Genomic DNA, 5,104 nt, shown 5'->3' on the forward strand with positions numbered 1-5,104 from the left:
GGAGTGCCCGCTGGAAATGGCGACGCGGATGCGAATGGGAAATAGCGACCATCGAAGCGGAAGCCCGTTTGGGCCTCCGTCCGCAGCGTCGATTGCTGACTGCTATCGTCGCGGATCTTATAGGCGATGCTATCGCCATCCGGGGTGAAACGAAAATCAACAATATCACCGGTTCCACTTTCTACGGACCGGGCTACGTTCCTGGCTTTTTCCCACACTCGCAGTCGCAGGCGACCTTCGATAGATTTGAGATAGGCGATCTGCTGACCGTTGGCCGACCAGTGGGGCGTGATCAGCTTCGTGACCCCTGTGGGGAAGCCACTATTTCCGTAAAAATCATCCAGACGGAAGAAGGCAGCGCCTCGTCCTGCATCGATTATGGTGGGTGCACCCTCTTTAGCGATAAGGACTATACCGGTACAATAGTCGTCATCTTTGATGCTTGCCCTGCGAACGCTTGCGGCAATCATGGTGCGGTCGGGCGACACTGCATAGAAAGGGCCGGATTCCATCTGGGAAACAGGGCCGATATCCAGCAGCTCGACAAGGTCTCGGTCCTCGATCGAGCGGCGTGTTGCTGCAATGTCATGCGGTTTCAGAAATCCGGCGCAATCCAGTGTCGCAGGTGCGGCCGGGACGGCGGCCGCACCTGCCCCGGCAATGCTCAAGACAAGGGAAATGAGCATTACCAGGCCTTCGAGACGGTGAGGCTGAGCAAACGTCCTATCGCGGAATAGTTGGTGGCGTCGTACGTCGGGCTAGTCGCACTCGAAGCGATCCTCGACGGCTTTTCATTCAGGAAGTTCTGGGCGGCAAACAGGAAGGACCATCCGCCACCAAGTCCCGTGCCTTCTGGCTGCCAACTGATCGTCGCATCAGCGCTGTGGAAGCCGGAAACTCTGTAGACCGTGGCTGTTCGATTGTCGTCGGTGCCCCCGATATAATTATAGGCCAGAGTCGCGCCAACGCTGCCACGCCGCCAGCCCGCGCTGGCACGTCCCCGCCAATGTGGCGGATTGAAGATTGTTCCGGCACGAATGATCGTCGGCTGGCCCGCGCTCAGCTTCTGGTCGCTCTTGAGGTAACTGCCGTTTGCTTCGAGATTGAACGCGTTCTCGCCCGCGGAAAACTCGTAGGAAGCGGTGGCGTCGATACCTCGGATATGCTGCTCCGCTGCGTTCTGGAGTTGGTTGAAGACGATTGCAGCGAGGTTTGCAGGGTCGTAAGCCCCGGCCGTCTGGTTCTGGACGCCCAGTGGAAGGGAAGCGGTCGCCGCCAGCACCTGTTCGAGAGTGGGATTGAGCAGGATGAGATCGGCATATTCGGGTTGGAACGCCTGCCTGCTGCCTGCAATCGGCGTTATGACACGGTTCTTGTAGCGAACGTCGAAATAGCTCCCTTCGATGCGAAGGCCGGGAATGCTTTGGAGTTTGAGTTCGGCGGTCAGCGTCATCGTGGTCGCTTTTTCAGGCTCCAGATCCCGGCTGCCGCCGCTGATCTGCAGAACATTTTGGCCGGTGGACGGCGCGGGCAGGTAGAAGTCGGGGGCGAGCAGAGCGCCTTGCCGAACGGTATTTTGCTGGCTGAGCGTAGGCGCTTTGAAGGATTTCCCCCAGCTGCCCTTGAGGGTAAGGTCTCGGATCGGTCGATAAGTGACGCCGATCTTTGGCGTCGCAAGACCGCCGACCTCGTCATAGCGCTCATAACGCACTGCACCTGACAGCTGCAGGGAATGGATGAAGGCGATATCGTTGCGATCCGCGATCACAGGCAGAAATATCTCGCCATAGGCATAGGTGGCAGTCTGGGCGTCGGTATAGCGCAGCAGGGATGTGGTCGCTGCGGTGGTGACGCGCTGGATCGAGGCTGCTAGTCCATTGGATCTAAGGCCCGCCCCAAGTGCGAGGCGGGCGTCGCCGCCCGGCAGAGCAAAAAGCGGCCCTTCGCCGCTCATCTCAGCCGACCAGAGATCATTCTTATAGCCTACATGATTGACGGCAGCGCGCGAGCCGGCCGAGTAAATCTCAGCAACGATACGACTGTCGCTGATGGCGCGTGTGGCTCGCGCATCGACATTCCAGCCTCCGGGCAGCTTGAACTTCACCGTGGGGCTGATTGAGTAGCCCTCAATATCGGGGCGGCTGATCGTCCCGAGCAGCGTCACATCTCCGGTTGCGGTGAAGGGCAGGGCGGCAACCGACTTATGCCGATTATAATGCGCGTCGATCTCGAATTCGACCGCCTCGCCCAGCGCCTGGTGCGCGGCTAGGACCGCGCTGACCTGACGCTGCGAGGGCAGGAGCGTCATGCTGCCCTGACGCGAACGCATATAGGAACGCTGCGAAGCCGTGATGTCCGTCGCTTTATTATAGTCGCCCGCAATCATGAACCCGCCACCCGACCAACGGCTTCCCGAAACGGCACTCAACTGATGCTGCACGTCGCCGCCGTCGGTCGCGGCACCGAAGCGCGCTGTGGTCAAAAGGCCGTCATAATCGCGCCGGAGCAGGATGTTGGCGACGCCGCCCACGGCGTCCGAACCGTACAACGCGGACGATCCGTCAGCGACGACCTCGACACGTTCGACGGCAGCCAGCGGGATGGCGGAGATGTCAATTCCCTGGCTTACTGCATCATAGGCGACCCGATGGCCATTGAGAAGCGTCAGCGTGGCGTCAGCGCCGAGGCCCCGAAGGTTGAGCGCCGACGATGAGGTCGTGTTTTCGGATCCTGTCTGCAGGCTGGAGATAACGCCCGGATTTTGGCCGCCGGTGAAATTCTGCGGAATATTGCGGACATAGGACCCAAGGTCGCTATGCCCCAGTTCGCGAATTCTCTCGCGCGAAGCGGCGATCACAGGGGAGGTGGGCTGCGCGCCGCGGATGCGCGACCCCGTTACGAACAGCTGATTGACCGCCGCGCCGTCTATCTCTTCCGAGCGCGACGGTGCAACTCGCCCCCTCAGGATGATTGTCTGCCCCCTGACCTCCGCGTCAAGGCCAGATCGTGCCAGAAGAGCATTGATGGCCTCGTCCACTGTGAACTCGCCCTCGATGGCGGGCGAACGGCGGCCGTCAAGGGCGCTTGGGTCTGCGACCAGCTGGTAGCCGTTGGCCTGGGCAATCGCGCGCAGTCCTTCGCCGAGCGACTGCGCCGGCAATGCATAATGCCGCTTTGCGTCCTGCGCCCCCGCCGGCGTCATTGCCGCGCACAGGTACAGTGCGGCGCTGCCGAGAAGTGCGTGTCTAGCCAAACCCATGTCTGCCCCCATCTTTCAAACCGCCTCTTTTTGAGGTTCGGTCGGGAAAGACAGGGCAGGGGGGATTTGAAGCTAACGGACCGGAATTATTTTTTCGAGGCGAGGACAAGCCTGTGCTTCTGCGACCGATCGATGGACAGGTCGAGATAGAAGCTGATCGCTTCGGCGACCCGCTCGATATCCCTTATGTCGATCTCGCCGAAAATCTCTCGCTCGCCAAGGCTGCCCGGGATCAGTTCGATCTTGGTGTCGCTGTAGCTGTTCGCCTCGGCGATCACTTCCCTGATCGGCACATTGTCGAAACTCTTCACGCCGCTCACCCACTGCTGGTCTGACCTGCGTGCAGGCATGACAAGAGATTGCGGGCTTTGTCCATGGCGTAGCGCCAGAATCTGACCGGGCTTGAGGGCAATGGTCTTTGGCGACTGCGCGGCGTTAGCCTGCATCTTGACCACCACGCCGCCTTCTATGAGATGCACCGCGACAGTGTTGCGGAACAAAACGTCAAACACGGTGCCGGTTGCACGCACCTGAATGCCGCCCGCCCGAACATAGAAGGGGCGGGCGCTGTCATGGGCCACGATGAAACGTGCGCGGCCGCGCTTGAGGCTGATAGTCCTGCTGTCGGCTGCCATGGACACCCCGATGACCGTGTCGGTATCGAGAATCGCGCGGCTTCCGTCGGCAAGGTGGACCGTACGCACTTCGCCCAGCCTTGTGACAAAGGTGGTCGCGGGGCTGGCTTCGGCCAGCTGCGGGGCGACTGGGGATGGAGTCCGCCAGACCATGGAGGCGGAAGCCAGCAGGCCCAGTATGGATGCTGCGGCCAGAACCGGCATCGGCTTGGCCCACCAGGGGCGTTGCCGCTGGCGAGGGGGCTTGGCGCGGGTTTGGAAGCTCGCAGCGGCATGTCCGGCGGCCTGCACATCGTCCATGAAGTCGGTGTAGAGGGCCTGCCGGGTTGGTTTTTCAGCGATCCAGTCGGCGAGACCGGGCGCATGGCGGTCGGGCTCGTCCAGCATGCGCAGCACCCAGATCTGGGCGGCCTGCTTGTCCTGCGCCGTGATGTGCTCGTGGACGTCAGTCATTGTCCGCCTCCTTGTGGGCGGTGATCAGGCGAATGGCCTTCAGCATATGTTTCTGAATGACCCAAAGGGGCTCCCCAAGATCGGTCGCAATCTGGCGGTAGCTAAACCCTTCGACGCGATTGAGAAGGAAAATTTCCAGGGTTCGCGGGGGGAGTTGCTCGAGGATGGCGGTCCAGTGTGCGAGTTCCTGGCGGGCTTGCAACTCGCGGTGGGGGTCGAGGTGGGAGGTGCGATGATAGCCCTCGTCCAGCTCGGTCGATTGGCGCGAGAGGCGCGTGGAGCCGCGTGCCGCGTTATTGCGCAAGAGATTGGTGGCGATGCGGGTAAGATAGGCGCGGGGGCTGTCCAGATCGGGATGAGGCGCCGCGCGCACGAAGCGTGTCAGCGTTTCTTGGCTGAGGTCGTCGGCGTCGGCCGCGTTGCCGAGCTGTCGGTTGAAGAAGCGCAACAAGCGCGGTTTCTCGCGACGGTAGAAATCGGAGAAGCTGAAGCGTTCGCCGGTGTCTTTGCTTGTGATCTGAAGATCGATCCTTCGACCTTTGCGCTCGCCCTGGCTCATTCGTCGCACCTATGTCCACTCGGGGCGACGGCCAAAGCCGGATGTTCGAAACCTGCTACGCACAGGCGCATGCGCCTTTACCGTTGCCGGCTGGACATGCGCGCATGCCACCCGGCCCCAGTGATACTGTGACCGAGCCATGCGTAGTGGGGTTTCGACGCCCCACTCCCGGGCTTTTTCCGGAAGCGATCCCAATGT

At 61.3% G+C, this 5,104-nt stretch carries 3 protein-coding genes and 1 pseudogene; all 4 read right to left on the minus strand.

Annotated elements, in window-relative coordinates; genetic code table 11:
• Positions 1-686 (minus strand): annotated as a pseudogene (locus tag VMR39_RS05125) (S9 family peptidase); the annotation flags it as partial.
• Positions 686-3,259, minus strand: a complete 2,574-nt coding sequence (locus VMR39_RS05130; RefSeq protein WP_325414931.1) for a TonB-dependent receptor — start codon at positions 3,257-3,259, stop codon at positions 686-688. The gene VMR39_RS05130 and the pseudogene VMR39_RS05125, both read right to left, overlap by 1 nt.
• 86 nt (positions 3,260-3,345) lie before the next feature.
• Positions 3,346-4,347, minus strand: coding sequence for a FecR family protein (locus tag VMR39_RS05135; RefSeq protein WP_325414932.1), 1,002 nt, complete (start codon positions 4,345-4,347; stop codon positions 3,346-3,348).
• Positions 4,340-4,906 (minus strand): RNA polymerase sigma factor, encoded by a 567-nt coding sequence (locus tag VMR39_RS05140; RefSeq protein WP_325414933.1) that lies wholly within the window; start codon positions 4,904-4,906, stop codon positions 4,340-4,342. The genes VMR39_RS05135 and VMR39_RS05140 overlap by 8 nt, the downstream gene beginning before the upstream one ends.
• Positions 4,907-5,104 lie beyond the last annotated feature (198 nt).

This window comes from Sphingobium sp., assembly GCF_035511395.1.
Classification (GTDB): domain Bacteria; phylum Pseudomonadota; class Alphaproteobacteria; order Sphingomonadales; family Sphingomonadaceae; genus Sphingobium.

Excerpts from the sequence above, each read along its gene's own strand:
- VMR39_RS05135 (WP_325414932.1), bottom strand. The coding sequence starts at position 4,347 with ATGACTGACGTCCACGAGCACATCACGGCGCAGGACAAGCAGGCCGCC.
- VMR39_RS05130 (WP_325414931.1), bottom strand. The coding sequence starts at position 3,259 with ATGGGTTTGGCTAGACACGCACTTCTCGGCAGCGCCGCACTGTACCTG.
- VMR39_RS05140 (WP_325414933.1), bottom strand. The coding sequence starts at position 4,906 with ATGAGCCAGGGCGAGCGCAAAGGTCGAAGGATCGATCTTCAGATCACA.